We start from the raw sequence: 25,691 nt of genomic DNA on the forward strand, positions 1-25,691 counted from the left end.
GTGGGTGACGGGGCAGCCGGAAGGGGCGGGGGGAGGGGCGGGAGGGCGGTCGGAAGGACGGCCGGGTGGACGGTTGGGTGGTCCGTTCGCAGCAGTGGGTGGGGCGTCGCGTGGCGGGCGGTCGGAGGGCGGCCGAGGATGGAGCTCGCACCTGTCTCCTCACGGTTGGGAACAGCACATGATGCGTCGTCTCACTGTCATGCTCACCGCTCTCTTCGCCGCCGGGCTCCTTGCTACAGGGTCCGCCGTCGCGGCGCCCGAACCGGAAGAGCTGACCCCGCGGGAGCAGGCGGGGCTGCAGTTCGCCGGCGATGTGCTCGGCGCGCTCTTCGGTGGCGGTCTGCGCTGACGCCTCGCGGCCGCGTTGGCGCCGCCGCAGAGTAACGCCGGCGTCGCGCAAAGAAGGCCGGCGTCGCACAGCGACGCCGGTCTCGCGCTGGAGTGAACGCCGGTCCCGCCCGCCGGTCCCGCGCGGTGGCAACGGCCCACGACTCGCCCTCGTACGGTTCTCAGGGGCCGTTCACCTCGTTGGCGATGTGGTGGGCCCAGTCGCGGATGCGGGTCATGTCCGGGTGATCGGTAGTCGGGGTCCGGTTGTCGTCGGGTCGCTCCCGATCCCGCTCCCGGCCCAGGTCCCGCTCCCGGCCCAGGTCCCGCTCCCGGCCCAGGTCCCGATCCCGCTCCCGGTCCCGATACCGGCCCCGGTCCGCCGTCGAGCGGCCGGAACGCCCGGGGCGACTGAGCCGACCGAACCGACCGAGCCGACCAGGGCGTCCGGGACGACCGGGACGGCCGGGACGGCCGGGACGACCACCGAACGTGATGTGCCCGCGGGCCCCCGCCCGGTCCATCGCGCGGCTCGCGCCCGGTACCGGTGGCGCGTCGGGCTCGCTCGCCGAGGTACTCGAAGGGCCGCTGCTGAACAGCCACACCGGGCGGGAGCGCAGCTGCGCGGAGTGCCGGCGGGCGAAGCGGCGGGCGTCGCGGTGCCAGCGGTTCGCGCGGAGCGCGCCGCCGAGTACGACGGCGTCGTACGGGCCCACGCTGACCACTTCCGCCGCGGGGCGCAGCTCTGTATCGAAGCCGTCCTCGCGCAGCACGGTGGCTATTTCCTCCGCGATGGCCTGGGTGAATTCGGCCTTGGGGCCGCAGGCGTAGGCGATCAGTACGCGGTGCTTGGCCATGGCGCTTCCTGGGGTTATGGCGCTTTCCCGAGACGGTCGGTGAGCTCGACGACGCCGTCGACGCGGGAGCCGGCGAGGGGGCTCCTCCGGCTAGCCACCGGGGATCTCCTCCCGCTCGAAATCCGGCTCGCGACCCGCCTCCGGGCCGCGGCCCCGTACGACTTCCCGATCCCGTACGACTTCCCGATCCCGTACAAGCTCCCGATCCCGTACACGTTCCGCGATGACCGCCGCCTGGATGCGGCGGCCGACCTTGAGCTTGGTCAGGATGGCGGAGATTCGGTTCTTCACTGTCTTCTCGGCGAGAAAGAGGCGGTCGGCGATCTGGCGGTTCGTCAGGCCCTCGCCGATCAAGTCGAGGATCTGCCGCTCCCGAGGGGAGAGGCGGGCCAGTTCCGGTGGGCCGGCGGGCGCCACCGGGCCGCGGACGCGGGCCAGAACGCGGGCGGTGGCGCCGGGGTCCAGCATCGACTGGCCGGCCGCCACCGTCCGTATGGCCGTCACCAGGTCGGATCCCTTGATCTGCTTCAGTACGTACCCCGCGGCGCCGGCCATGATGGCGTCGAACAGTGCCTCGTCGTCATCGAACGAGGTGAGTATCAGGCAGGCCACTCCGGGGAGCGCGCCGCGCAACTCCCGGCAGACGTCGATGCCTTCGTGGTCCCCGCTGTCGGTACTGGAGCCCAGGCGTACGTCGAGCACCGCGACGTCCGGCCGCAGGGCGGGGGCGCGGGCGAGCGCCTGGCGGGCGTCTGCCGCGTCGCCGACGACGGTCAGGTCCGGCTCGGCGTCCAGGAGGTCGCGCAGGCCGCGGCGGACCACTTCGTGGTCGTCCAGCAGGAAGACGCGGATGGGGGATGCCTTCGTACTGCCGGGCTCCGTCATGGTCTCGGCTCCGTCCTTGTCCTTGTCCGGTCGCTGTTCAGTCCGCTCGGTCCGCTCAGTCCGTATCCGGGCCGCCGACCCCAGCGTGGTGCACCCGCGCACGCACCACCATGGGCCGACAAGCCCCATCCGGGACCGGAGTGCCCTGGCAACCAAGGCCAGTCCGCGACCGTGTAGGCGTGTTGGTCAGTCCTCGACCGTCAGAGCCTGGGGGCCGGCTTCCTTCATGCGGGTCTTGATCCACTTGATGTGGGTGAGGGTTTCCTTGTGGTGGGCCGTCACTTCGGTGAGGAGGTCCTGGTCGCGCACCGCCTGGGCCACCTGGCCCAGGTAGATCCAGTGCACGTTCACGGCCTGCGCCGCGAGGAAGAGCTGCCGCAGGTCGCGGAGCAGGAGGAGGCCGGACTCCGGGCGGCGTGGTTGTCGCACTGGGTCGCGATGGTGCGGCACGGGTACGACGTGCCGTGGTCGGCGGCCTGGCGCTCGGCGGTCCGGCGGCAGGCGGTGGCGAAATCGGTCTCTGCGTCGTGGAGTTCGGAGAGCAGCAAGCCGATTTTGTTCATGGGATCAGCCTTCCGGGGATCAGCCTTCCGGGCCTTCCGTGGCGATGCTGTGCGGAGGAGGTGCCCCGTCCTCTGTTGGCTTCTCTTCCCCCGACGACTTCCGCACCCGTACCGCCGTCACCTTGTAGAGCGGTTGTTTGGAGACCGGGTCCCACACTGGGTCGGAGTGAGTTCGTTGGCAGCGCGGGTGTGAGGTGCGCGTGCGTCGTCTACGGGACGGCGGTCGAAGTACCCGTAGCGGAACGGGGCGAAGACGACCCCGGCCGGCCTTGCGCCAAGGCGCCCGATGCGGAGCCGGTAACGTGGCGGGATCATGATGAACTCCGGAACGGTTTCCCGCGACGACGAACTGCGTAACTGGCCTGCCGATGAGGCCGCGGCCCGGGCCGCCCAGGACCGGCTGCGCCGCCATGTGGTGCTCGACGAGCCGGGCCCCGAGCCGGACTTCGACGGCACGGTGGCAGGCGTGGACGTGGCGTACGACGACGAGCGGGGCGTCGTCGCCGCGGCGGCCGTCACGCTGGACGCCCGTACGCTGCGCGTCGTCGACGAGGCGACGGCGGTGGGGCCGGTGTCCTTCCCGTACGTTCCCGGCCTGCTCGCCTTCCGGGAGATCCCGACCGTGCTCGACGCGCTCGACCGGCTCGAGCGCGTCCCCGACCTCGTGATCTGCGACGGTTACGGGCTCGCCCACCCGCGCCGCTTCGGGCTCGCCAGCCACCTGGGAGTACTCACCGGGCTGCCGGTGATCGGCGTCGGGAAGAACCCGTTCACCTTCACGTACGAGGCGCCGGGGCCGGACCGCGGTGCCACCTCCGCGCTGCTGGACGGTGGCGAGGAGGTCGGCCGCGCGCTGCGAACGCGGCGGGGTGTGAAGCCGGTTTTCGTGTCCGTGGGGCACCGTGTCGGGCTGGACCACGCGTGTGCCCATACGCTGCGGCTGGCGACGAAGTACCGGCAGCCGGAGACCACCCGGGAGGCCGACGCCCTGTGCCGCCGGGCACTCGCGGAGGCCTGAGCGTCGAAAGCGTCAAAAAGAGGCCCGCGCCCGGGCCTTGAGCGGCGCGGCCGGGGGCTCCCGTTCGTCAGTCCGTCAGGTCCTGTTGCTCGACCACCCGGAAGCGCATTCCCGCCTTCGTCAGCCGTTCCGTGAGCGCGTCGCCCATGGCGACCGCGGCCGTCACCTGGCCTGCGGTCTCGGGGAGTTCGTCGTACGCGAGGGACAGGGCCGACTCGGCGAGCATCTTCGCCGTCTCGTCGTATCCGGGGTCGCCGCCCGCGACCTCCGTGACGAGCCGTCGGCCGCCGCCCTCGCCCACGAAGCGGACCTTGAACCAGCTCTTCGCCCGGCGCGTCTCGTCCGGGCCGTCGCCGGGCGCGAGCCGGGCCGACAGCCACCGGCGTGCGGGCGGGAGCTGGGCCAGTCCGGCCGTGACGCCTGCGCCCAGTACGCATCCGACCGCCACCGGAAGCGACTTGACGCCGGCGTAGTGGCGGTAGCGGAAATCCGGCCCGTACCGCTCCAGCGCGGCCGCCGAGCGGGCGACCATCTGCGGGTCGAGGGTCGGCAGCGGTACGCCCCAGACGCCCTGCTGCCGGGTCGGCGTCCCGGGCGCCGCGCGCACCGCACGGCCCACCGGGCGCGGCTCGACGCGCTGCCGCTCCCGGGCGGCGCGCGCCATGCCGAGCGGGCGGGACATCGCGGTGAGCGCGGAGGCCAGCGTGCCGCCCGAGAAGGTGGCGTTGGTGCGCACGAAGCCGGCCACCCGCAGCGGTACGCCCTCGGGCAGCAGTCCCACCGTGTAGTGCACGCCGAGGTCGTACGGAATGCAGTCGAAGCCGCAGGCGTGCACCAGGCGCGCGCCCGAGGCGAGCGCCGTCTCGTGGTGGCGCAGATACATCCGGTCGACGAATTCCGGTTCACCGGTGAGGTCCACATAGTCCGTGCCCGCCTCGGCGCAGGCCGCCACCAGCGGCTCGCCGTACGCGAGATACGGGCCGACCGTCGTGGCCAGTACCCGGGTCGCGGCGGCCACCTCGCGCAGAGACGCGGGGTCGGCGGCGTCGGCGTGCAGCAGCGGCAGATCGGCGCAGGCGGGGTGACGAGCCGCCAGTTCGTCCCGGAGCTGCTCCAGCTTCGCCCTGTTGCGCCCGGCCAGTGCCCAGCGGCAGCCCTCGGGGGCGTGCGCGGCCAGGTAGGCGGCGGTGAGCCGGCCCGCGAAGCCGGTCGCGCCGAAGAGGACGACGTCGTACGCCCGTCCCGCGGCAGCCTGTCGTCCCATGGTGCGGCCCTTCGGTGTGATCGTGTCGGCAGGTGTCGCACGCTAAGGACGAGCTGTACGTGGCGTCAACACGGCCCTGCGCGCGACGTGGCGGGAAGACGGCCGTTCCGGCCGGCCACGGGACTCACTCCGTACGGTCGGCCTCCCGCCCCATAGTGATCCCACGGACGCCGTCCAGCTCCGCCAGGCGTTCGAGCAGATCGTGCGGCGAGGCGGTGCCCTCCAGGCGGAGGAGTACTTCGCTGGCGACCCGGTCGGGTTCTTCCGGCCCGGTCTCGACCTGTACGTCGGTCACCTGGAAGCCGCTGCCGGTGCACAGCTCCAGCATCCGGCCGAGCAGGCCGTGCTGGGAGCGGTAGGCGAGCCGGAGTTCGAAGCGTTCCAGGGACGGGGTCATCGACATCCGGTCGGTGATCTTGGGGAAGCCGCGTACGACGAGGAAGTGCACGGCCGTCGAGGCGAGCGCGAGCAGCGGCAGCCCGCCGCCGCAGGCCATGCCGATGGCGCAGGTCAGCCAGATGGTCGCGGCCGTGGTCAGGCCGCGTACCGCGTCCTTCTTCACAAAGATCAGGCCACCGCCGATGAAACCGATGCCGGAGACGACCTGCGCGGCGACCCGGGACGGGTCGAGTCCGACGCCCTCGATACCGGTGACCGCCCCGAAGCCGTGGATCGACACCTCCATGAAGAGCGCGCTGCCGACGCCCACGAGGGTGTGGGTGCGCAGGCCCGCGCTCTTCTGGCGCGCCTCGCGTTCCAGCCCGATGAGGGAGGACAGCAGCAGCGCCATGGCCAGCTCGATGATCTGGCGCCAGCCCTGGCCGGTGGCGGGGTCGAACAGTGCGGCGGCGAGGTTCGAGGAAGGCATCCGGCCATTGTCATCACTGTCCCCGCGCGGACAAGGGAGGCCGCCCGCAAAGCTCCCAGGAGCCCGCCCGGAAAGCCCCAGGAGGGGCTTGTGGAAAGTGGAACACGTTCTTAACATCACGAGTGTTACAGCATTGGTGTCACAAGCTGGGGGCGCGATGGCGCAGACAGGGAACGGCCCGCTGAGCGGAGTGCGCGTGGTGGAACTCGCCGGTATCGGGCCGGGCCCGTTCGCCGCGATGCACCTCGCCGACCTCGGCGCCGACGTCGTACGCGTGGACCGCCCCGGCGGCTCCGGCATCGGCGTCGATCCGGCGCACGACCTCACCAACCGCGGCAAGCGCTCGGTGCTCGTCGACCTGAAGGCTCCGGAGGGGCCGGGGCAGGTGCTCGACCTGGCCGAGCGGGCCGATGTACTCATCGAGGGCTACCGGCCGGGCGTCGCCGAACGGCTGGGTGTCGGCCCCGAGGCGTGCCTGGCCCGCAACTCCCGCCTCGTCTACGGCCGGATGACCGGCTGGGGCCAGGACGGCCCGCTCGCCGACACCGCAGGGCACGACATCGGGTACATCGCGCTCACCGGTGCGCTCGGCATGACCGGCACCGCCGACGGGCCGCCCGTCGCCCCCGCCAACCTCCTCGGCGACTACGCCGGCGGCTCGCTCTACCTCGTCATCGGCATCCTCGCCGCGCTCCAGCACGCGCGCGCCGAAGGCGGCAGTGGCCAGGTCGTGGACGCCGCGATCGTCGACGGCACGGCCCACCTCACCACCATGATCCGCGGCATGCTGGAGGCGGGCGCCTGGCAGGACCGGCGCGCCGCCAACCTCCTGGACGGCGGGGCGCCCTTCTACGGCACGTACGAGACGGCCGACGGCGGCCACATGGCCGTCGGCGCTCTGGAGCAGCGCTTCTACGCCGAGTTCCTGCGGCTGCTCGGCCTGGCGGACGAGGTGCCTCCGCGGGAGGACTTCGCCCAGTGGGGCGCGCTGCGTACGGCCATCGCCGACCGGTTCCGTACCCGTACGCGCGAGGAGTGGACGGCCGTCTTCGACGGGTCCGACGCGTGCGTGGCGCCCGTGCTGTCGCTGCGCGAGGCGCCGGACCACCCCCATCTCGCGGCCCGCGGCACCTTCGTCGAACACGCCGGTGTCACCCAGCCGGCGCCCGCGCCGCGCTTCTCGCGCACGCCCGGCGCGGTGCGCGGCGGCCCCGCCCTGCCCGGCGCGGACACCGAAGCGGTGGCCCGCGACTGGGACGTCCCCGCCCTGACCACCACCGCTCGTCCCGAGGACGGCACCGAGGAAGGCCCGCAACGATGACCCAGCCGACGCAGATGGCGCGCCAGATCTTCACCGAGGACCACGACGCCTTCCGCGAGACCGTGCGCACCTTCCTCAAGAAGGAGGTCGAGCCGCACTACGAGCAGTGGGAGCAGGACGGCATCGTCAGCCGGGAGGCCTGGCGCGCCGCCGGCCGCCAGGGACTGCTGGGGCTCGCCGTGCCCGAGGAGTACGGCGGCGGGGGCAATGCCGACTTCCGCTACTCCGCCGTGCTGGCCGAGGAGTTCACCCGGGCCGGCGCCGCGGGCCTGGCCGTCGGCCTGCACAACGACATCATCGGCCCGTACCTCACCTCGCTGGCCACCGAGGAGCAGAAGCGGCGCTGGCTGCCCGGCTTCTGCAGCGGCGAGATCATCACCGCGATTGCCATGACCGAGCCGGGCGCGGGCTCCGACCTGCAGGGGATCAGAACGACCGCCGAGGACCGCGGCGATCACTGGGTACTGAACGGCTCCAAGACCTTCATCTCCAACGGCATCCTCGCCGACCTGGTCGTCGTGGTCGCCAAGACGACCCCCGAAGGGGGCGCTCACGGACTCAGCCTGCTGGTAGTCGAGCGCGGCATGGAGGGCTTCGAGCGGGGCCGGAACCTCGACAAGATCGGGCAGAAGGCCCAGGACACCGCCGAGCTGTTCTTCAATGACGTGCGCGTGCCCAAGGAGAACCTGCTCGGGGAGCTGAACGGCGCCTTCATCCACCTGATGACCAATCTCGCGCAGGAGCGGATGGGCATAGCGGTGGCCGGCATCGCCGCGGCCGAGCACCTGCTGGAGATCACCACGCAGTACGTCAAGGAGCGCGAGGCGTTCGGGCGGCCGCTCGCCAAGCTCCAGCACATCCGGTTCGAGATCGCCGAGATGGCCACCGAGTGCGCTGTGACGCGGACGTTCCTGGACCGCTGCATTGTCGACCACTCGGCCGGGCAACTGGATGCCGTACACGCCTCGATGGCCAAGTGGTGGGCCACCGAGCTGCAGAAGCGGGTGGCCGACCGCTGTCTGCAACTGCACGGCGGGTACGGCTACATGAACGAGTACCGCGTCGCCAAGGCGTTCACCGACGGCCGCATCCAGACGATCTACGGCGGCACCACCGAGATCATGAAGGAGATCATCGGCCGCTCGCTGCTCGGCTGACGCTACGTCAGCGCGGCTCACCCTCACCCCTTTGAAAGGCTGCACACCGTGACTTCCGAAGCGTACGTATACGACGCGATCCGCACCCCGCGCGGCCGCGGCAAGGCCGCCGGCGCGCTGCACGGCACCAAGCCGATCGATCTGGTCGTCGGCCTGATCCACGAGGTGCGCCGGCGCTTCCCGGACCTCGACCCGGCCGCCGTGGACGACATCGTGCTCGGCGTCGTCGGCCCGGTCGGCGATCAGGGCTCCGACATCGCCCGTATCGCGGCCATCGCCGCCGGGCTGCCCGACACCGTCGCCGGCGTACAGGAGAACCGCTTCTGCGCCTCCGGCCTGGAGGCCGTCAACCTGGCCGCCGCCAAGGTCCGCTCCGGCTGGGAGGATCTGGTACTGGCCGGCGGCGTCGAGTCGATGTCGCGCGTACCGATGGCCTCGGACGGCGGCGCCTGGTTCAACGACCCGATGACCAACTTCGACACCAACTTCGTCCCGCAGGGCATCGGTGCCGACCTCATCGCCACCATCGGGGGCTGGAGCCGCCGCGACGCGGACGAGTACGCCGCGCTGTCCCAGGAGCGCGCCGCCGCGGCCTGGAAGGACGGCCGCTTCAAGCGGTCCGTCGTCCCCGTCACCGACCGCAACGGGCTGACCGTCCTGGACCACGACGAGCACATGCGCCCCGGCACGACCGCCGACTCGCTCGCCGCCCTCAAGCCCTCCTTCGCCGCCATCGGCGACATGGGCGGCTTTGACGCCGTGGCGCTGCAGAAGTACCACTGGGTCGAGTCCATCGACCATGTCCACCACGCGGGCAACTCCTCCGGCATCGTGGACGGCGCGGCCCTGGTCGCGATCGGCTCCAAGGAGGTCGGCGAGCGGTACGGCCTGACCCCGCGCGCCCGGATCGTCTCCGCGGCGGTCTCCGGCTCCGAGCCCACCATCATGCTCACCGGCCCCGCCCCCGCCTCCCGCAAGGCGCTCGCCAAGGCCGGCCTGACCATCGACGACATCGACCTGGTCGAGATCAACGAGGCGTTCGCTGCCGTCGTGCTGCGCTTCGCGCAGGACATGGGCCTGAGCCTGGACAAGGTCAACGTCAACGGCGGCGCGATCGCCATGGGCCACCCGCTCGGCGCCACCGGCGCGATGATCCTCGGCACCCTCATCGACGAGCTGGAGCGCCAGGACAAGCGCTACGGCCTGGCCACCCTCTGCGTCGGCGGCGGCATGGGCGTCGCCACCGTCATCGAGCGCCTCTGACCGTCCGTCCCGACCCCTTACGGAGAACGCACCATGAGTGAAGCCAGCACCATCCGCTGGGAGCAGGACGAGACCGGCGTCGTCACCCTCGTCCTCGACGACCCGAGCCAGTCGGCGAACACGATGAACGACGCCTTTAAGACCTCCCTCGCCGCGGTCGCCGACCGCCTGGAGGCCGAGCAGGACAACGTACGCGGCATCATCTTCACCTCCGCCAAGAAGACCTTCTTCGCCGGCGGCGACCTGCGCGAGCTGATCGCCGTCCGCCGGGAGAACGCCCAGCAGGCGTTCGAGGCGGGCCAGGGCATCAAGCGCGACCTGCGCCGCATCGAGACGCTCGGCAAGCCCGTCGTCGCGGCCATCAACGGCGCGGCGCTGGGCGGCGGTTACGAGATCGCGCTCGCCTGCCACCACCGTGTCGCGCTGGACACCCCCGGCACCAAGATCGGCCTGCCCGAGGTCACCCTCGGCCTGCTCCCGGCCGGCGGCGGCGTCGCCCGTACGGTACGGCTGCTCGGCATCGCCGACGCGCTGCTGAAGGTCCTCCTCCAGGGCACCCAGTACAACGCCACGCGCGCGAAGGACAACGGGCTGATCCACGAGGTCGCGGAGAGCCCCGAGGAACTGATCTCCAAGGCGCGCGCGTTCATCGACGCCAACCCCGAGTCCCAGCAGCCCTGGGACGTCAAGGGGTACAAGATCCCCGGCGGCACGCCCGCGAACCCCAAGTTCGCGGCGAACCTGCCGGCGTTCCCCGCCAACCTCAAGAAGCAGCTCAACGGCGCGCCGTACCCGGCCCCGCGCAACATCCTCGCGGCCGCCGTCGAGGGCTCCCAGGTCGACTTCGAGACCGCGCAGACCATCGAGGCGCGGTACTTCGTGGAGCTGGTCACCGGCCAGATCTCCAAGAACATGATCCAGGCGTTCTTCTTCGACCTCCAGGCCGTCAACTCCGGGGCCAACCGCCCGAAGGGGATCGAGGAGCGCAAGGTCACCAAGGTCGCCGTGCTCGGCGCGGGCATGATGGGCGCGGGCATCGCATACAGCTGCGCCCGGGCCGGCATCGAGGTGGTGCTGAAGGACGTCACCCCGGAGGCGGCGGCGAAGGGCAAGGCGTACAGCGAGGGGCTGCTCGCCAAGGCGCTAGCCAAGGGTCGCACGACCGAGGCCAAGCGCGACGAGCTGCTCGCCCGCATCACCCCGACCGCCGACCCGCAGGACCTTGCGGGCTGTGACGCCGTCATCGAGGCGGTGTTCGAGGACACCGCGCTCAAGCACAAGGTGTTCCAGGAGATCGAGGGCATCGTCGCGCCGGACGCGCTGCTGTGCTCCAACACCTCGACCCTGCCGATCACCGGCCTCGCCGAAGGCGTCCAGCGCAAGCAGGACTTCATCGGTCTGCACTTCTTCTCGCCGGTCGACAAGATGCCGCTGGTGGAGATCATCAAGGGCGAGCGGACCGGCGACGAGGCGCTGGCCCGCGCCTTCGACCTGGTACGCCAGATCCGCAAGACCCCGATCGTGGTCAACGACAGCCGCGGCTTCTTCACCTCCCGCGTCATCGGCCACTTCATCAACGAGGGCGTGGCGATGGTCGCCGAGGGCGTCGACCCGGCCTCCGTCGAGCAGGCCGCGGGCCAGGCCGGCTACCCGGCCAAGGTGCTCTCCCTGATGGACGAGCTGACCCTGACCCTGCCGCGGAAGATCCGCAACGAGACCCGCAAGGCGATCGAGGAGGCCGGCGGCAGCTGGGCACCGCACCCGGCGGACGCGCTGATCGACCGCATGGTCGACGAGTTCGGCCGGCCGGGGCGCAGCGGTGGCGCGGGCTTCTACGAGTACGGGGAGGACGGCAAGCGGGCCGGTCTGTGGCCGGGCCTGCGCGAGCACTTCACGAAGCAGGACGTCTCGATCCCCTTCAAGGACATGCAGGAGCGGATGCTCTTCTCCGAGGCGCTGGACACCGTGCGCCTCTTCGAGGAGGGCGTGCTCACCTCGGTCGCCGACGCCAACATCGGCTCCATCTTCGGTATCGGCTTCCCCGGCTGGACCGGCGGCGTGATGCAGTACATCAATGGGTACGAGGGCGGCGTGGCCGGCTTCGTGGCCCGCGCCAAGGAGCTCCAGGCGGCGTACGGCGAGCGGTTCGCGCCGTCGGCGCTGCTGCTGGAGAAGGCCGCGAAGGGCGAGCGCTTCAGCGACTGACGGAGGTGGGGGCGGGTCGCGCGGCGGCCCGCCCCCGCTCCCTCACCGCCCGCCGAACCACTCCCGCAGTTCGTCCTTCATGGACCTTTGAAAAGCAGTCACCAGCGCCTGCACGACCAGCGGCTGCATGTCGGCGGAGAGGGACTTGCGCCGGGCCACCTCGGCGGCGTCCGGCCCGCCGTCCTCGTACGCGGCCCCGACCTCGTCCCTGAACAGCCGGCTCAGTTCCCGGGCCGCCGAGCGGGTGTGCTCCAGCACGACCGTACGGGCCGCGAGGATGGTCTCCAGCGCGATCGGCACGTCCAGCAGCCGCACGCCCAGCTGCAGCAGCCCCGGATCCACCTGGAAGACGCCCGCCTCCTCGGTGCGCACCAGCACGCTCATCGCGCCCAGCCGGTCCAGGTCCTGCTCGGTCAGCGACCGGCCCACCCGCCGCTCCAACTGCGCGAGCGTCTGCTCCTCGGCCCGGTCCGGGAGCCAGCCGGCGACGAGGGCGCGGTGAATGGCCAGGTCCTGGGCGCTGAGGTCGGGCGGCAGCTGGTCCAGGTACCGTTCGATCGCCGACAGCGTCATGCCCTGGTGCTGCAGCTCCTCGATGAGCGCGAGCCGGGAGAGGTGGTCGGGGCCGTACCGGCCGACGCGGCGCGGGCCGATCTCCGGCGGCGGGAGCAGCCCGCGGGTGCTGTAGAACCGGATCGTACGGACCGTGACACCGGCCCGGGCGGCCAGCTCGTCGACGGTCAGGCTCAGCTCGGCAGCGGACTCCATCATGTTGAACAGTATTGCTGTCTCACCACTGATGTCACCACTCCTGCGGGTGAGGGAGCGCCGATTCGCCTCCCGGCCCACTGCCCCTGTCAGTAGCGTCCAGTGTTCGGTACAGCGCTCTCGGGGGATGCATGCTCGAACTCAGCGACGACCCGTTCACCGTCCGGGTACTGGTGGTCGGGCCGTCCGGATCAGGCAAGACGGTCTACCTCTCCAGCCTCTTCAAGCGCCTCCAGGTGCAGAGCAGCGCCGCGATCTTCCTGGAGTGCTCGCAGGCGCAGCGCGTCGAGCTGATGGGCATCTACCGCCAGGTGCGGGACAGCGGGGAGTGGCCCGCCTCGACGCGTGTGCACAACGACCGTGAGTACACCTTCGACTGCAAGACCCGGCGGAACGCCACGAACCACTCGGTGCTGCGCATCAAGTACCTGGACTACGCGGGCGAGCTGCTCACGGAGGCCACCCAGGACGACGCCGCCTCGCGGGCCCAGGAGGAGCTGACCGAGCGGCTGGTGGCGGCCGACACGGTGCTGTGCCTGCTGGACGGGCAGTACGTACGCGAGCTGCTGCGCGGCACCGACGAGGGCCTGGACCACTTCCACCACGAAATGTCGATGATCTTCGGGCTGCTGCAGTCGGCGGAGAAGCCGGTGCACTTCGTGATCACCAAGTGGGACCTGATCGCCGGATACGCCGGTACGGAAGCGGACTCGCTGGCCGCCGTCCAGGAGGCGCTGTGCGGCATGGAGGAGTTCGCGCACCTCGTGGGGAACGTCGCGATGGCGGGGAACGAGTACGTACCCGCCGTCCGGCTGCTGCCCGTCAGCTCGGTGGGCCCCGACTACGCGACGCTGGAGCCGGACGGCCGGATGCGCAAGCACCCGGGCGCGCTGCCGCACCCGCAGTACGTCGAGGTCCCGTTCCTCGCGATCCTGCCCGACATCTTCTCCTCGATCCTCGGCCGGCTGGACGAGGCGACCCGCCGCCAGCTCATCCGCGAGATCCAGCGCTGCACCGCCCTGACCGCCGCCGAGCGGATCAAGTGGCTGAGCGGCACCCTCAGCGCCCGGCTCAGCAAGGCCATCAGCGGCGTCCTGGGCGCCGTGGTGGGCGGCAAGAAGCTCGACAAGGTGAGCGAGGCCGCGGTGGAGATGTTCGCCAGCCGGCTCACGGAGCAGGGCGAGCGCAAGATGGGCCTGCGCGAGCAGGAGCTGGGGCAGGTCGACCGGCTCACCGAGGAGGCGGCCTCCGCGCGGCGGATCGCGATGGACCGCATGAACGCCGAGCTGGCCTCCTTCGTGGCCAAGATGCCGGCCTCCGTGCTGCGCGACGGTGAGGCGTTGTGAGCCGCAGGGGCGGGCGGGACGCCGGCTGCTGGCCCTTTCTGGTGGGGCGCGGCCGGGTGGTGGGCCAGCGCACGCTGCTCGTGCCGCGCTTCCTGGGCGAGCGCAATCTGTCCGGGCTGCTGCGCGACGCGATCACCGGCAGCCTGACGCAGGAGGGGGAGAGCCGGCACGCGGAGGCGCCGCTGCCGGGCGGCGGGCGCATCGGACTCTCGTACCGCATCGTCCAGGCGTCGCCGCCCGGCGCGGCCGGGGTGGTGCTGCGCGACCGCAGCGGCCGGCCCATCGAGCTCGCGTACGGCGTGGTCGTCACCGGGGCGTCGGGCGCGCGGGCACGGATGTCCGTGGCGGACGCCGACCTGCCGGGGCTGCGTCCGATGGTGCTGGAGGTCTTCGCGCGCTTCCTGGAGGACGAGCGGGCGTTCCCGCCCGCGGTGTCCCCGCGGGTGCCGGTGGCGGTGCTGGCCGCGGGGACCGTACCGGTACCGGAGTCCGGGCAGGCGGCGGAGCCGGCGTCCACCGCGCCCGACCGTGAGGACGCGCCCGACGCCCCGGCAGAGCCCGAGAAGGCCGTGCCGGGGCCCGAGGCGGCCGGAGGTCCGCAGCGGGCGCAGCAGGGCGAGGACGGCGAGGACGACGAGGACGACGCTCCCGAGGACCGCTACGGCCTGGTCGGGCGGCTCGTGGCGCTGCTCAGGGGGCCCGGCGGCGGGCTGTGGGCGGTCGTACTGCTGGCGGGCTGGCCGGTTGCGGTCGTGCTGGCGCTGGTACTGATCTTCAAGGACTGAGGGAGGCCGTCGGGCCGGTCCTGAAGGGGCGACCGAGGCTCAGCGGCTGGGCCCATGTGATCTCTTTCACAGACGGATGACCGTACTTCGGGGAAGGTGTGCGGTCGGCCGACTCGCGTGATCCGCGGCAGCCGGCCATCGCTCCACCGCCCTCCCGAAAGCGAGATGACGCACCTGTGAGCACGCACACCGTCCAGGAGGACGCCTACCGGCCGCCGGACGGGGGGACCGGCAACGCCCCGCACGACGCGGGCGACGCCGGATACAGCAAGGGCCTCAAGGCCCGGCACATCAACATGATCGCCATCGGCGGGGCGATCGGCACCGGCCTCTTCCTCGGCGCCGGCGGCCGGCTGGCCGCCGCGGGCCCCGCGCTGGCCATCGCGTACGCGGTCTGCGGCCTCTTCGCCTTCTTCGTCGTCCGGGCGCTGGGCGAGCTCGTGCTGCACCGCCCCTCCTCCGGCTCCTTCGTGTCCTACGCCCGTGAGTTCCTGGGCGAGAAGGGCGCCTACGTGGCGGGCTGGATGTACGTCGTGAACTGGTCGACCACCGGTATCGCCGACATCACCGCCATCGCGCTCTACACGCACTACTGGAGCCTCTTCACCGACGTGCCGCAATGGCTCATGGCGCTGATCGCCCTCGCGGTGGTACTCGCCGTGAACCTGATCTCGGTGAAGATCTTCGGTGAGCTGGAGTTCTGGTTCGCGATCATCAAGGTCGCCGCGCTCGTGGCCTTCATGCTGATCGGCATCTTCCTGCTCGCCACGCAGCACCCGGTGAGCGGCCACACGCCCGGCTTCGACCTGCTGAGCGACAACGGCGGACTGTTCCCGACCGGCCTGCTCCCGGTCGTGGTGGTCCTCCAAGGCGTCGTCTTCGCGTACTCCGCCGTCGAGATGGTCGGCGTCACCGCGGGCGAGACCAGCGAGCCGCACAAGGTCGTCCCCAAGGCCGTCAACTCGATCATGTGGCGGGTCGGCATCTTCTACGTCGGCTCGGTCGTGCTGCTGACACTGCTGATGCCGTGGGACAAGTACACCGACGGCGAGAGCCCCTTCGTCACCGTGCTCTCCAACGTCGGCGTGCCGGCCGCGGGCGACGTGATGAACCTCGTCGTGCTCACCGCCGCCATGTCCAGCCTCAACTCCGGCCTGTACTCCACGGGCCGCATCCTGCGCTCGATGTCGGCGGCCGGCTCCGCGCCGAAGTTCACCGGCCGGATGAACCGCCACCAGGTGCCGTACGGCGGCATCCTGCTCACCTCGGCGGTCTGCGTGCTGGGCGTCGGGCTGAACTACGTGGTGCCGGGCAAGGCGTTCGAGATCGTGATCAACATCGCGGCGCTCGGCGTCATCAGCACCTGGGTCGTGATCATGATCTGTCACATGGTGTTCGTCCGCCGGACCAAGGAGGGCCTCCTGCAGCGCCCCAAGTTCCGCCTCCCGGGCACACCGGTCACCGACATCGTCACCATCGCGTTCCTGCTCGGCGTCATCGTCCTGATGTGGTTCGACGGCGGCGTCGGCCGCGACACGGTCATGCTGGCCCCGGTGATCGCCGTGGCCCTGATCGCAGGCTGGTTCGCAGTCCGCGGCCGCGTCAACCGCATCGCCGCGGAACGCACCGCGTCCGGCGGCGCGGACGGCCCGGAAGGCCCGCCCGCACCCAAGCTCCCGGGCCCGCGCCACTGACCAGAAGCAGCCGACGCAGCGCCCCGGCCCATGTCTCTACGGAGACGGGGGCCGGGGCGCTGCCGTACAGTGGTCTGCCCCTTGACCGGCCTTACGTACTCGGCTTCTCGCCGGCACCGGCTTCGCTGCCAACCGCAACACGGTCCTCGCCCAGGGCGTCGCGCATCTGCTGGCGGCCGTCCCGCTGGCGTTGTTCTCCACGGCGGTCGGCAATGGGCGAGCGCGCCTGGCGGGTTGGGCGGCCGCGGCAGCGCTCCCAAGTCCTAGACGGCCGTCCCGGTCACCGGATAGTGGTCGCTGAGGTTCGTGTACGTGTAGTCCTTGCCGCCGCTGGTGACCGTCCAGGGCGGGCACTGCTCCTTGACGACCTCGTTGCGCCAGTCGGTGGGGCGGGTGTGGCCGGTGCGGTGGAGGATGTGGTCCAGGTCCTCGCGGGGGTCGGTGGGGTAGCGGTCGCGGGCGATGGAGTTGTCCTGGGTGTCGAAGGAGTACGGGTGTCCGGTGCGGGTGTCGGCGGCTGTGAGGCCGGCGGCGCTCAGCATCGCCCCGTACTCCTCGCTCCGTGAGTCGACGTTGAAGTCGCCCGCCACCATGACCTGCTCGCCCGCCGGGATCTGTTTGGCGTCCAGGAAGGCGTCCAGTTCCTTGAACTGCTTCGCGCGGGTCGTGGCGGCCTCGCCCGCGGCGCAGCCGGGGTCGGTGGACTGCGTGTGGGTGCCGACGACGTGCACCTTCGTGCCGTTCACGTCCAGTACGGCGTAGACGAAGCCCTTGTTGGAGTAGGAGTCCGAGCCGCAGGCGTCCTTGTAGATGTACTGCTCCTTGCGGAGCACCGGCCACTTGCTGAGGACGGTGACGCCGCCGTCCTCCGGGGTGAGCGAGGAGTACGCGCCTCCGGTGGCGTCCCAGCCGTCCTTGCCGCGGCCCATGACCGGGGTCTGGTACGGATACGCCGCAGCGGCGTTCGCCTTCAGGGCGTCGGAGGAGGAGTTGTCGAACGCCTCCTGGAGGACGACGACGTCCTGGCCGCGGAAGAAGTCCGCCGCGGGGATCTCCTTCGCGCGGTGGTCCTGGCCCCAGTTGGGGTAGAGCGTTTTGCTGAACAGGAATGCGTTGTAGGTGAGGACCTTCAGGGCGGGGGTGTCCGCGGTGGTGGCCGGTGCGGCCGATGCTGTGGCGGACGTGAGGAGTGGTGACGCGGCGACGGCTATCGCGGTGGCGAGGACGGCGGCACGCGTGCGTCGCCGTGTGGAGTGCGGCACTGAATCTCCCTGTGGGGGTGGGGGGTTGATCCGGTGCCGCACATCCAATCAGGCGCGGTTACCTTCTGGTAACCGGTGGTCGGCGGGAAGATTTATTCCGGGCGGTGGCCGTCCTGCGCGTGGACGTCGTCCTGCGTGTGGACGTCGTCGTGCGCATGGGCGTCGCCGTGTGCGTGTACGTTGTTTGTTGCCGCGATCTTCTTCCAGGACTTCGGCTGCGCCGCCGGGGCCTTGCCGGCCGCGATCGTGGCGCCCTGCGCCGCCGGGGCCGACGGCTTGGCGGGCTGGTACAGCCAGGTGTCGAAGAAGGCGGCGAGCGGCTTGCCGGACTTCTCCTCGGCGAACTTCACGAAGTCGGCGACCGAGGCGTTGCCGTACTTGTTCTCCGTCGGCCAGGATTTGAGGATCTCGAAGAAGGTCTTGTCGCCGAGCTTGTTGCGCAGCGCCTGGAGGGCCAGCGCGCCCCGGTCGTAGACCGCGATGTCGAACTGGTTCTCCGGGCCCGGGTCGCCCGGCTTCACCGTCCAGAAGGCGTCGTCGGCCGGGTGCCGGTCGTACACGTAGTCCGCCAGCTCCTGCGCGGTGCCCTCACCCTCCTTCTCCGACCACAGCCACTGGCTGTAGCGCGCGAAGCCCTCGTTGACCCAGATGTCCTTCCAGTCCTTCAGGGACACGCTGTCGCCGTACCACTGGTGGGCCAGCTCGTGCACGACGACGGAGACGTTGGTGCCCGCGTCGAAGGCCTTCTTGCCGTAGAAGGGGCGGGTCTGGGTCTCCAGCGCGTAACCGGCCGGGACGTTCGGTACGTAACCGCCGAGCGCGTTGAACGGGTACGGGCCGAAGACCGTCTCCAGCCACTCCGCGACCTCGGTGGTGCGCTCGATGCTGGCCTTCGCCGCGCCCTCGTTGCTGCCGAGGTCCTTGCTGACGGCGTTGATGACCGGCAGGCCGTTCGCCGTGGTGTCCTTGGTGATGTCGAACTTGCCGACCGCGAGCGTCGTCAGATACGTCGCCTGCGGCTTGTCCGAGCGCCAGTTGTAGCGCGTCCAGCCGAGCTTGGAGGACTGCGAGAGCAGCACGCCGTTGCTGAGCGCCTGGGTGCCGTCCGGCACGGCCACCGAAATGTCGTACGTCGCCTTGTCGGTGGGGTGGTCGTTGCTCGGGTACCACCAGACCGCCGCGTCCGGCTCCTGCGCGACCACGCCGCCGTCGGGGGTGCGCGCCCAGGCCGTGAAGCCGTCGATCTTCAGCTCGGAGGGCTTGCCCGCGTAACGGACGACGACGCTGATGTCCTTGCCCTTGGGCAGCGGCGCGGCCGGCGTCACCTCCAGCTCGTGCTTGCCGGACGCCTTGAAGGCCGCCTTCTTGCCGTTGACGCGGACCTCGCTGACCTTCAGGCCGAAGTCGAGGTTGAAGCGCGAGAGGTCCTGCGTGGTCTTCGCGAGGAGAGTCGCGGTGCCCTCCAGCAGATCCGTCTTCGGCTGGTACTTCAGGCGCAGGTCGTAGTGGGAGACGTCGTACCCGCCGTTGCCGCTCTCGGGGTAGTAGGAGTCGCCCACGCCCGGCGTGCCGGGGGAGTAGTCGGCAGCCGATGCCGGGATCGCCAGCAGCAGGCTGAGCGCGGCGGCGCCCGGCACGAGGAGTCTGTGACGCACGAGTCCTCCAACTCGTCGGAGAGACCGGTCGGTTCCGGCCTTCGTGGGGGTGGTGCCGATCCGGGTCGGGATCGCTTCCGACCCTATGTACTGCCGCGTCCCACGTCAGGTGCATGGCCATATCTGACACATGACCGACATCGGGCCGTCATGGTCACTTCCGTCCCTGCCACACCCTTACGTACCGCCCTGGCCTCGCGCTACGGTCCCGCGGGTGACCATACGCACGCGGCGAGGCCGCATACCGTGGCAAGCGTTCGTCGTGGCGGCCACCGCCGCCCTGCCGGCCGTCCTGCTCCCGCCCGGCGGCGTCGCGGAGGCCGCACCCGGCGCCTCCGGGGAGAGCAGGCCCGTGTACTCCTACGACCGCGCCATCCGCGAGTCGGTATGGGTGGACACGAAGCTGGACGGTGATTCGGACGGCAGGACCGACCGGGTCGCCGTCGACATCGTCCGGCCCCGCGAACCGGCGCAACAGGGCCGCCGCATACCCGTGATCATGGACGCGAGTCCGTACTACTCCTGCTGCGGCCGCGGCAACGAGAGCCAGAAGAAGACCTACGGCGCCGACGGCCGCCCCGTGCAGTTCCCGCTCCACTACGACAACTACTTCGTGCCGCGCGGCTATGCGACGGTCCTGGTCGACCTGGCCGGCACCAACCGCTCCGACGGCTGCGTGGACGTCGGCGGCCGCTCCGACGTGCGGTCCGCCAAGGCCGTCGTGGACTGGCTGGCCGGCCGCGCCCGCGGCTACGACGCCCCCACGGGCGGAAAACGGGTCACCGCCGACTGGTCCAACGGCAGGACCGGCATGATCGGCAAGAGTTACGACGGCACCGTGGCCAACGGAGTCGCCGCCACGGGCGTGCCGAACCTGAAGACCATCGTGCCCATCGGCGCCATCTCCTCCTGGTACGACTACTACTTCTCCCAGGGCGCGCCGCTCTACGACTCCGGCCCCGAGTGGCTGTCCGACTACGTCGAGAGCCCCGCGGCCCGCACCCGCTGCGCAGCCGTACAGAAGGAGCTCGTCGACGGCGCCCCCAGGAGCGGCGACTGGACCGGCCTGTGGGACGCGCGCGACTACGTGAAGGACGCGCACAAGGTGAAGGCCAGCGTCTTCGTCGTGCACGGCATGCAGGACCTCAACGTCCGCACCAAGCACTTCGGGCAGTGGTGGGACGCGCTGGCGAAGAACGGTGTGGAGAGGAAGATCTGGCTGTCCCAGACCGGCCACGTCGATCCGTTCGACTTCCGGCGGGAGGCGTGGGTGTCCGCGCTGCACCGGTGGTTCGACCACTACCTGATGGGTTACGAGAACGGCGCCGACCGCGCCCCGATGGCCGACATCGAGCGGGCCCCGGGGGAGTGGACGACGGACCGCGTCTGGCCCGCGCCCGGCACGGCCGCCCGTACCACCCTGCGGCCCGGCAAGGGCGAGCAGCCCGGCGTCGGGGTGCTCGGGACGAAGCCCGCGCCGCCCGGTGCCACCGAGACCTTCACCGACGACCCGAAGCTGAGCGAGACCGACTGGGCGGCGCACGCCGATCAACCGACCGCCGCGAAGGCCGCGTTCAGCACCGCGCCGCTGGCGGCACCGCTGCGCCTCTCGGGCGCCGGCAAGGTCACCGTGACCGCCACGCCCTCCACCGCCACAGCCCACCTCTCGGCCGTACTGGTCGACCTCGGCCCCGCCACCATCCGCGACTACACGGGGCAGGGCGAAGGCATCACCACGCTGGACCGGCGCACCTGCTGGGGCGCGAGCCGGGACGGCGACAGCGCCTGCTACAAGGAGACCGCGCCCGACACCGAGAAGGTGCGGCAGACCGTCTTCAGCCGCGGCTGGGCCGACCTCGGCACCTACGCCGACCCGCACAAGGGCCGCCCGCTGACGCCCGGGAAGCCGTACACGATCACCCTGGACCTGGCCGCGACCGACCATGTCGTACCCGCCGGGCACCGGCTCGCGCTGATCATCGGCGGCACGGACGCCGGTCTCATCGACCCGCCCTCCACCCGGCCGACGCTCAGCGTCGACCTGTCCCGCACCAAGGCCGAACTGCCGCTCACGGGCGCAGCGCGCGCCCTCTCCGGTACGCCGAAGGCACCGCACACCGGGGCGGGCCCGCTCGCGGGACTGGACGCGCCGCGCCCCGGCCGGCCCGTACCGGACGCCCGCTGACCACCGGGCCGGGGCCGCAGCGTACGCACGCGGCCCCGGCCCGGAGCACCCTGTCCGCTCCACCAAGGGAGGCACCACTTCGTGAGGTACAGATTCCGCGCCGCGCTCCTCGGCGCCGTCACCACCGCGCTCACCACGGCCTTCCTGGCCGCACCGGCGCCGGCCACGGCCGCGGCGCAGGAAGGGCCGCGTACCGGCTTCGAGACCAGTAACGGCGCGCGCTGGACCACCCAGCCCGAGGAGCAGGAGTTCCTCGCCCGCGTCGACCGGGACAGCGCGCGCACGCGCGTCGACCGCATCGGCTCGACGAAGCAGGGACGCCCGCTCCAGCTCGTCCGTATCGGCGCCACGCAGCCGCCCAGCGCCGAGCAGATCCGCCGCGGCAACTCGGTCCTGCTGATCTGCTCCCAGCACGGCAACGAGCCCTCCGGGCGCGAGGCGTGCCTGTCCACCATCCGGAACCTCGCCTACGCCACCGACGCGGCCACCCGCCGCTTCCTGGAGCACACCAGCGTCCTGGTCCTCCCGACCGCCAACCCCGACGGCCGGGCCGCGAACACCCGCGGCAACTCCGACGGCGTGGACATCAACCGCGACCACCTCGCCCTGAAGACCGCCGAGGCCCGCACGATGGCCGCGCTGTTCCGCGACTACCGCCCGGACACCATCTACGACCTGCACGAGTACGGAGCCACCCCGCCGTACTACGACAAGGACTTCCTCTCCCTGTGGCCGCGCAGCCTCAACACCCAGGACGCGGTGCACGACGAGGCCCATACGCTCTCCGAACGGTACGTACGCCCCACCGTTCAGGACAGCGGCTTCAGCACCGGCATCTACGGCATCTGGACCGACCCGGAGACCGGCGAGCCCATCAAGCAGGTCGCGGGCGACGGACAGGAGCGCATCCTGCGCAACACGTCGGGCGTGAAGAACTCCGTCGGACTGCTCGTCGAGACCCGTACGACGCCGCTCACACAGGCCGAGAAGGACGATCCGGCCGTGAACAACCGGCGCCGGGTCGACTCCCAGCTCGCCGGGCTGAAGGGCACGTTCGCCTTCCTCGATGAGCGCCGTGGCCGGATCGAGGCGGCCACCACGGCGGCGCGGCTGGCAGGATACGCGGACCGCGGGCCCGTCTACTTCGGCGGCGCCGACAACGATCCGGCAACGGACGAGGAGATCCTCCAGGACCCGCCGTGCGCCTACCGGCTGGACAAGGAAAGCTATGCGGAGGTCGGAGACGAGCTCGCGCTGCACGGTGTACGGGCCGAGCGCGACGGCGACGGTGCCGTCGTACGGCTGCGCCAGCCCCTGCGGGCGCTCGTGCCGCTGCTGCTCGATGAACGATCGGCATATCACCTTACGGCCGCGAAGCCGTCAACCACGTGTTAAACCGTGGTAGGGGGTAATGGCTAGGGGAAATCCAGCCCATCGAAAGGTCACCACGTGACGGACAGAGAGAACGAACCGGGGGGCGGGAGCGGGGCGACGAGCCCGATCGACCTGCCCCCGGAGTCGCAGCGTGCCCGCCCCGCCCAGACCGACCGCGTGGTCTTCGGCGTCACGGCACTGCTCACCCTGGCCTTCATCGTCTGGGGAGCGACCTCCACCGAGTCACTCGAGAAGGCATCGGGCACGATGCTCGACTGGCTCATCAAAAACGGCGGATGGGCCTTTGTACTGGCCGCGTCCGGCTTTGTGATCTTCGCGATCTGGCTGGCCATCAGCAAGTACGGGCGCATCACCCTCGGAAGGGAGGGCGAGAACCCCGAGTTCCGTACGGTCTCCTGGATCGCGATGATGTTCAGCGCCGGCATGGGCATCGGCCTGATGTTCTACGGCGTGAGCGAGCCGCTGGGGCACTTCAGTACCCATCCGCCGGGTACTCACCCCCGGGACGCCGCGCAGGCCATGGATACGGCGATGGCCACCACGCTGTTCCACTGGACGCTGCACCCGTGGGCGATCTACGCGGTGGTCGGGCTCGGCATCGCGTACAGCACCTTCCGGCGGGGCCGCCGACAGACGATAAGTGCCGTTTTCACCCCGTTGATCGGAGCCCGGCGGGCCAACGGTACGGGCGGCCGCATCATCGACATCCTCGCGATCTTCGCGACGCTCTTCGGCTCGGCCGCCTCGCTGGGTCTGGGAGCGCTGCAGATCGGCAGCGGTATCAAGGTCCTCGGCTGGAAGGACAGCGTCAGCACGACCCTGCTGGTCGTCATCATCACCGTGCTGACGATCGCGTTCATCCTCTCCGCGGTCTCCGGCATCGCCAAGGGCATCCAGTGGCTGTCCAACATCAACATGGTGCTGGCGCTGATCCTGGCCGTCTTCGTGTTCATCGCGGGGCCGACCATCCTCATCCTGAACATGGTGCCCACCGGGGTCGCCACGTTCTTCGACGAACTGCCGCAGATGGCCGGCCGTACGGGCGCCAGCAGCGGTGAGGGCGTCGAGGGCTGGCTGCGCAGCTGGACGGTCTTCTACTGGGCGTGGTGGATCTCCTGGACGCCCTTCGTGGGCATGTTCATCGCACGCATCAGCCGGGGCCGCACGATCCGTCAGTTCGTCGGCGGCGTCATCCTGGTGCCCAGCGTCGTGAGCCTCATCTGGTTCGCGATCTTCGGGCAGTCCGCGATGTTCCTGAAGGAGCGCAAGCAGCTCTCGGACACCTCCTCCGTGGAGGGGCAGCTCTTCGATGTGCTGCACCAGTACCCGGTTGCCACCCTCATGAGCGTGATTGTCATGATCCTGGTCGGCATCTTCTTCGTGTCCGGTGCGGACGCCGCGTCCATCGTGATGGGCACGCTGTCCCAGAAGGGCACCATGGAGCCCACCAAGCCCGTCGTCATCTTCTGGGGCGTGGTCACGGGCGCGGTCGCCGCGATCATGCTGCTCATCGGTGGCGGCAGCGGCGACGCCCTCACGGGTCTGCAGAACCTCACAATTCTGGTCGCGGCACCGTTCACCCTTGTCATGATCGCCATGTGTTGGTCGCTCCTGAAGGATCTGCGGAGCGATCCGCTGATCGTTCGGGGGCAGCTCGGCGAGGAGGCCATCGAGGCCGCGGTCGTGGCCGGACACGAGAAGTACGAGGGCGACTTCGAGATCCGGATCGGGCCGTCCAACGGCGGCTCGGGGGAGGAGACGACGGTCATCAGCGACAAGGACGGGCCGGCTCCGGCGGGTACCGGGAAGGACTGACTGGCAGGTGTGTCAGGGAGCGGAGGGCCGTTGTGGCCCTCCGCTCCGGCGTGTCCGGAGGCTGTCAGGCCGCCGCGTCCAGCAGCCGCAGCACCTCGTCCGCGCACCCCCACGCCACGGTGACGCCCGCGCCGCCGTGCCCGTAGTTGTGCACGCACAGCCCGCCGCCGGGCAGCCGCTCGGCCTCCAGGCGGACCGCGGGCCGGGCCGGGCGCAGCCCCACCCGGTGCGCGAGGATCCGTGCGTCGGCCAGTGCGGGGTGGATGCGGGCACAGCGCGCCACGATCGCCTCGGCGACCGCCGGATCGGGCTCGGTGGACCACGCGCCCTCGACCGCCGTGCCGCCCAGCACGACGCCGTACGGCTGCGGCAGCACGTACGTCGTGGTGTCCGCGTGGCCGTCGGCGTCGACGAACCACTCCTCGATGCCCGGATTCTCGACGATCACCAGCTGGCCCTGTACCGGGCGTACGTCCGGATCCGGCACCAGCTCCCGGGCGCCCAGGCCCGAGCAGTTCACCACCGCGCCGGCGTCCTGTGCGAGGGCGTCCAGGGAGTCGACCGGGCGCCGCTCCACGGTGCCGCCGGCTGCGGCCAGCCGCCGCTCCAGGTACTGGAGATGCGCGTCCATGGCCACCAGAGGGGTGCGGGCCCGCAGGCCCTCGGGTATGCCGGCGGGCAGCTCTTCGGGGCGCGCGGCGCGCAGCCCCGGTACGGCGTCCCGCCAGCGGTCCGGCACCGACGCCGCCGCCATCGTGCCCGTCACCATCCGTACGCCCGTGCCTTCAGTGTCCGCGAGTCCCGCCAGCGCTTCGTAGCCGCGCACCGACCACTCGACCGCCGCCTCCTCCGGGAGGATGCGGTACGGCCAGCACAGCCCGCCGGCCACCGAGGACGTCGTTCCGGCGCCTTGGTCCCGGCTGATCACCCGGACCGCACGGCCGGTCTCGGCGAGCTGGACGGCGCAGGTCAGGCCAGTGACACCGGCTCCGATCACGATCACATCGTTCGTCATGCGAGGACCGTATCCGGACTCCCTTCGGCCTTTTGTGATCTTG

Annotated in this window: 21 protein-coding genes; 12 read left to right on the forward strand and 9 right to left on the reverse strand. The window is 71.0% G+C overall.

Translation table 11 applies throughout. The features are described 5' to 3' along the window. Positions 1 to 199: 199 nt before the first annotated feature. Entirely contained in the window at positions 200 to 349 is a 150-nt protein-coding gene (locus tag IF04_RS39040) for a hypothetical protein (protein ID WP_169746120.1), read from the forward strand. Between the two features lie 160 nt (positions 350 to 509). Here IF04_RS39040 and IF04_RS39605 read toward each other — a convergent pair whose 3' ends face one another. The 3 genes from IF04_RS39605 to IF04_RS38640 form a co-directional block, all read right to left on the reverse strand. Next, positions 510 to 1,184 (reverse strand): flavodoxin domain-containing protein, encoded by a 675-nt coding sequence (locus IF04_RS39605; RefSeq protein ID WP_063829449.1) that lies wholly within the window; start codon positions 1,182 to 1,184, stop codon positions 510 to 512. A gap of 90 nt (positions 1,185 to 1,274) precedes the next feature. Beyond that, complete coding sequence (locus IF04_RS0108755; protein WP_078600031.1) at positions 1,275 to 2,069, reverse strand: response regulator; 795 nt, start codon at positions 2,067 to 2,069, stop codon at positions 1,275 to 1,277. A 186-nt stretch (positions 2,070 to 2,255) separates the two neighbouring features. After that, positions 2,256 to 2,498, reverse strand: a complete 243-nt coding sequence (locus IF04_RS38640) for a hypothetical protein (protein ID WP_157847627.1) — start codon at positions 2,496 to 2,498, stop codon at positions 2,256 to 2,258. Positions 2,499 to 2,945: 447 nt separating this feature from the next. Here IF04_RS38640 and IF04_RS0108765 point away from each other — a divergent pair, with 447 nt between their 5' ends. Continuing rightward, positions 2,946 to 3,650, forward strand: a complete 705-nt coding sequence (locus tag IF04_RS0108765; protein WP_051830920.1) for an endonuclease V — start codon at positions 2,946 to 2,948, stop codon at positions 3,648 to 3,650. Between the two features lie 67 nt (positions 3,651 to 3,717). Here IF04_RS0108765 and IF04_RS0108770 read toward each other — a convergent pair whose 3' ends face one another. Both IF04_RS0108770 and IF04_RS0108775 read right to left on the reverse strand, forming a co-directional pair. Continuing rightward, positions 3,718 to 4,914, reverse strand: coding sequence for a saccharopine dehydrogenase family protein (locus tag IF04_RS0108770; RefSeq protein WP_030253186.1), 1,197 nt, complete (start codon positions 4,912 to 4,914; stop codon positions 3,718 to 3,720). 124 nt (positions 4,915 to 5,038) lie between these two features. Beyond that, positions 5,039 to 5,782 (reverse strand): MgtC/SapB family protein, encoded by a 744-nt coding sequence (locus IF04_RS0108775; RefSeq protein WP_030253188.1) that lies wholly within the window; start codon positions 5,780 to 5,782, stop codon positions 5,039 to 5,041. Positions 5,783 to 5,939: 157 nt separating this feature from the next. Between IF04_RS0108775 and IF04_RS0108780 the strand changes: the two genes are divergently transcribed. Genes IF04_RS0108780 through IF04_RS0108795 form a run of 4 tightly spaced genes read left to right on the forward strand, consistent with a single transcriptional unit; the run spans position 5,940 to position 11,728 of the window. Further along, the gene (locus IF04_RS0108780; protein ID WP_078600033.1) at positions 5,940 to 7,103 is read left to right on the forward strand and encodes a CaiB/BaiF CoA transferase family protein; all 1,164 of its coding nucleotides are present in this window, start codon (positions 5,940 to 5,942) and stop codon (positions 7,101 to 7,103) included. Between the two features lie 14 nt (positions 7,104 to 7,117). Next, positions 7,118 to 8,260, forward strand: coding sequence for an acyl-CoA dehydrogenase family protein (locus IF04_RS0108785; RefSeq protein WP_030253192.1), 1,143 nt, complete (start codon positions 7,118 to 7,120; stop codon positions 8,258 to 8,260). Positions 8,261 to 8,308: 48 nt separating this feature from the next. Further along, positions 8,309 to 9,523, forward strand: coding sequence for an acetyl-CoA C-acetyltransferase (locus IF04_RS0108790; RefSeq protein ID WP_030253194.1), 1,215 nt, complete (start codon positions 8,309 to 8,311; stop codon positions 9,521 to 9,523). 33 nt (positions 9,524 to 9,556) lie between these two features. Beyond that, positions 9,557 to 11,728 (forward strand): 3-hydroxyacyl-CoA dehydrogenase NAD-binding domain-containing protein, encoded by a 2,172-nt coding sequence (locus IF04_RS0108795; protein WP_030253196.1) that lies wholly within the window; start codon positions 9,557 to 9,559, stop codon positions 11,726 to 11,728. Between the two features lie 42 nt (positions 11,729 to 11,770). Here IF04_RS0108795 and IF04_RS0108800 read toward each other — a convergent pair whose 3' ends face one another. Beyond that, the gene (locus tag IF04_RS0108800) at positions 11,771 to 12,499 is read right to left on the reverse strand and encodes a MerR family transcriptional regulator (RefSeq protein WP_030253199.1); all 729 of its coding nucleotides are present in this window, start codon (positions 12,497 to 12,499) and stop codon (positions 11,771 to 11,773) included. A gap of 128 nt (positions 12,500 to 12,627) precedes the next feature. On the opposite strand from IF04_RS0108800, the gene IF04_RS0108805 reads away from it, so the two are divergent. The 3 genes from IF04_RS0108805 (at position 12,628) to IF04_RS0108815 (ending at position 16,321) form a co-directional block, all read left to right on the forward strand. Beyond that, complete coding sequence (locus IF04_RS0108805; RefSeq protein ID WP_030253201.1) at positions 12,628 to 13,842, forward strand: TRAFAC clade GTPase domain-containing protein; 1,215 nt, start codon at positions 12,628 to 12,630, stop codon at positions 13,840 to 13,842. Beyond that, positions 13,839 to 14,627 (forward strand): hypothetical protein, encoded by a 789-nt coding sequence (locus IF04_RS0108810; RefSeq protein ID WP_030253204.1) that lies wholly within the window; start codon positions 13,839 to 13,841, stop codon positions 14,625 to 14,627. The genes IF04_RS0108805 and IF04_RS0108810 overlap by 4 nt, the downstream gene beginning before the upstream one ends. A gap of 176 nt (positions 14,628 to 14,803) precedes the next feature. Further along, on the forward strand, positions 14,804 to 16,321 hold the full coding sequence (locus tag IF04_RS0108815) for an amino acid permease (protein WP_051830922.1): 1,518 nt from the start codon (positions 14,804 to 14,806) through the stop codon (positions 16,319 to 16,321). Between the two features lie 263 nt (positions 16,322 to 16,584). Here IF04_RS0108815 and sph read toward each other — a convergent pair whose 3' ends face one another. After that, positions 16,585 to 17,583 (reverse strand): sphingomyelin phosphodiesterase, encoded by a 999-nt coding sequence (sph, locus tag IF04_RS0108820; protein ID WP_030253208.1) that lies wholly within the window; start codon positions 17,581 to 17,583, stop codon positions 16,585 to 16,587. Positions 17,584 to 17,675: 92 nt separating this feature from the next. Next, positions 17,676 to 19,238: a M1 family metallopeptidase gene (locus tag IF04_RS0108825; protein ID WP_030253211.1), complete on the reverse strand. Its 1,563-nt coding sequence runs from the start codon at positions 19,236 to 19,238 to the stop codon at positions 17,676 to 17,678. Positions 19,239 to 19,368: 130 nt separating this feature from the next. Here IF04_RS0108825 and IF04_RS0108830 point away from each other — a divergent pair, with 130 nt between their 5' ends. From IF04_RS0108830 to IF04_RS0108840, 3 genes are all read left to right on the forward strand, one after another. Beyond that, entirely contained in the window at positions 19,369 to 21,423 is a 2,055-nt protein-coding gene (locus IF04_RS0108830) for a Xaa-Pro dipeptidyl-peptidase (RefSeq protein ID WP_078600035.1), read from the forward strand. 81 nt (positions 21,424 to 21,504) lie between these two features. Continuing rightward, positions 21,505 to 22,818, forward strand: a complete 1,314-nt coding sequence (locus IF04_RS0108835; RefSeq protein ID WP_030253215.1) for a M14 family metallopeptidase — start codon at positions 21,505 to 21,507, stop codon at positions 22,816 to 22,818. 54 nt (positions 22,819 to 22,872) lie between these two features. Then, the gene (locus IF04_RS0108840) at positions 22,873 to 24,633 is read left to right on the forward strand and encodes a BCCT family transporter (RefSeq protein WP_051830923.1); all 1,761 of its coding nucleotides are present in this window, start codon (positions 22,873 to 22,875) and stop codon (positions 24,631 to 24,633) included. 64 nt (positions 24,634 to 24,697) lie between these two features. On the opposite strand, the gene IF04_RS0108845 is transcribed toward IF04_RS0108840, so the two are convergent. After that, positions 24,698 to 25,648, reverse strand: coding sequence for an FAD-dependent oxidoreductase (locus IF04_RS0108845; RefSeq protein WP_030253219.1), 951 nt, complete (start codon positions 25,646 to 25,648; stop codon positions 24,698 to 24,700). Positions 25,649 to 25,691 lie beyond the last annotated feature (43 nt).

It is taken from the genome of Streptomyces violens (assembly GCF_000717745.1).
GTDB lineage: Bacteria > Actinomycetota > Actinomycetes > Streptomycetales > Streptomycetaceae > Streptomyces > Streptomyces violens.